Origin of the sequence: Streptomyces sp. H39-C1 (assembly GCF_027158125.1) — a bacterium.
Classification (GTDB): Bacteria; Actinomycetota; Actinomycetes; order Streptomycetales; family Streptomycetaceae; genus Actinacidiphila; species Actinacidiphila fildesensis.
In genome coordinates this window covers 1-1,414 of the sequence record NZ_JAPVLS010000257.1, presented here as the reverse complement: position 1 = coordinate 1,414, position 1,414 = coordinate 1, and the positions used below count along the sequence as shown (strand labels likewise).

Below are 1,414 nucleotides of genomic sequence, written 5' to 3'. Positions count from 1 at the left end.
CGACGGCACCCCAGCACCTCCACCGAAGAGACGACACGACACCTCATCCCTGCCGCCAAGATGGCAATGTCATGCCTGACCAGCGGAAACACAGCGATCACTCGCGGAAAGACAACAGCTTCTAAGGTTCCCCCGGGATGCGGAAGAGGTTGACCGAGGGTCAGATGGTTCTCATGAGAGGAACATCTACCATGGCTGCCCCCAGGAAATACTCGCTGGAGTTGCGTGAGCGTGCGGTGCGGATGTATCGCACCACCGAGCCGAAGCCGCAGATCAAGAAGCTCGCCATCGACCTCGGTGTGCATCCCGAGGCCCTGCGCGGCTGGATCCGCCAGGCCGAGGCCGACCACGGTGAGCGCGATGACCGCCTCACCACAGGCGAACGCACCGAGCTCGCGGCCCTGCGGAAGGAGAACGCCCAGCTCAAGCGGGCGAACGAGGTCTTGCGGACGGCCTCGGCGTTTTTCGCGGCGCAACTCGACCCGACCCGGCCCAGGTGACCGCGCTCGTCGACGAGCACCCCCACCTGGGAGTCGAGTGCGTACTTCGGGAGCTGCACCTTGCCTCCTCCACCTTCTACCGCTGGCGCCGTGCCGAGCGCGAGCCGTGCGAACGGCGCCGCCGGGACGTCGAGCTGACCGGGCAGATCCGGCAGATCCACGCGGACTCACGTGGGATCTACGGCTCTCCGCGCGTGCACGCCGTCCTCAAACGTGAAGGCGTCCGCGTCGGCCGCAAGCGGGTCGAGCGCCTGATGCGGGAGGCCGATCTGGCGGGCGTCAGCCCGCGCCGGAAGGGCTTCACGCGCCGCGATCCCCAGGCGACGCTCGCCCCGGATCTGGTCAACCGCGACTTCACCGCGCCGGCGCCGAACCGCTTGTGGGTCACCGACCTGACGATGATCATCACCGCCGAGGGCCCACTGTGGCTCTCCGCGATCCGCGACGCCTTCTCACGCCGGGTGGTGGCCTGGGAGACCTCCGCCCGCGCGGACGCCGACCTGGTGCTGTCCAGTCTGGAGTACGCCCTCGCGTCCCGCGAGGTCGAGCCCGGCACGCTCGTTCATCACGCCGACCACGGCTGTCAATACACATCCATCAAGCTCACAACTCGCTTGGTGCGAGCGGGAATTGAGGCATCCATGGGGTCGGTCGGGGACTCATACGATAACGCCCTCGCGGAAAATCTGTGGATGCTGATCAAGACCGAGTGCGTCCGCGGACGCGTCTTCGCGACCAGAGCCGAGGCGAACCTCGCACTCTTCGAGTACATCGACGGTTTCTACAACTTGAAATTTAACCTTTGTGGCCTTTAAGGCGATTGCGTTCAGTGATGCTCTCGGGGCGTCTGGTCGTTTTGCCCACATCGTGGCGGGTGGCGGGATGGCGGTTCTTCGAGCCGACTGGACGGCCTG

The 1,414-nt window shown here is 65.8% G+C and carries 2 protein-coding genes; both read left to right on the top strand.

Going from position 1 to position 1,414, the window contains the following annotated elements; genetic code table 11:
* Positions 1-191 precede the first annotated feature (191 nt).
* The gene (locus O3W51_RS48065; protein ID WP_269290417.1) at positions 192-500 is read left to right on the top strand and encodes a transposase; all 309 of its coding nucleotides are present in this window, start codon (positions 192-194) and stop codon (positions 498-500) included.
* On the top strand, positions 497-1,315 hold the full coding sequence (locus O3W51_RS48060) for an IS3 family transposase (RefSeq protein WP_269290414.1): 819 nt from the start codon (positions 497-499) through the stop codon (positions 1,313-1,315). The genes O3W51_RS48065 and O3W51_RS48060 overlap by 4 nt, the downstream gene beginning before the upstream one ends.
* Positions 1,316-1,414: the final 99 nt, after the last annotated feature.

Excerpts from the sequence above, each read along its gene's own strand:
- O3W51_RS48065 (WP_269290417.1), top strand. The coding sequence starts at position 192 with ATGGCTGCCCCCAGGAAATACTCGCTGGAGTTGCGTGAGCGTGCGGTG.